We start from the raw sequence: 500 nt of genomic DNA on the forward strand, positions 1-500 counted from the left end.
AACTGGTCCCCCCCGGCTTCAATCATCTCGATAGAAACCACTTTATCGTACGTCCCAGTAAGGTTGCGGTAGTCTTCTTTAAGTAAAGTAATTCGATCGGTTAAACCTCGTTGTACGATTTGCTGTCGAGCATACTCATGCTGCTCTTCCGAAATGGTCGTTGTTGTCACGCGGCAACCGTATTGCTCAGCCATGTATATAGCCATCGCACCCCACCCTGTGCCAATCTCAATCACATGGTCGGTAGATTGAAGATCCAACTGCTGGCACAAGCGTTCCATTTTATTGATTTGAGCTTGCTCTAAGGAGTCGGCACTTGTGTGGTAAAGCGCTGATGAGTACAGCATATTGGTATCTAAAAAAGCTTCATACAAATCATTGCCTAAATCGTAATGAGCATGGATGTTCTTCCGAGAGTTTTCTTGCGAGTTTCGATTCGTCCAATGGCTAAACTTGTAAAGTAACTTGGTAAGCCAACTACCCTGCTCCTCAAGCTTATC

Annotated in this window: 1 protein-coding gene; it reads right to left on the reverse strand. The window is 45.0% G+C overall.

What is annotated here, in order from left to right; genetic code table 11:
* A partial coding sequence (locus tag R7093_RS28600; protein WP_318147459.1) for an SAM-dependent methyltransferase occupies positions 1-500 on the reverse strand: 500 nt, incomplete at both ends.

This window comes from Vibrio sp. 1580 (assembly GCF_033340055.1).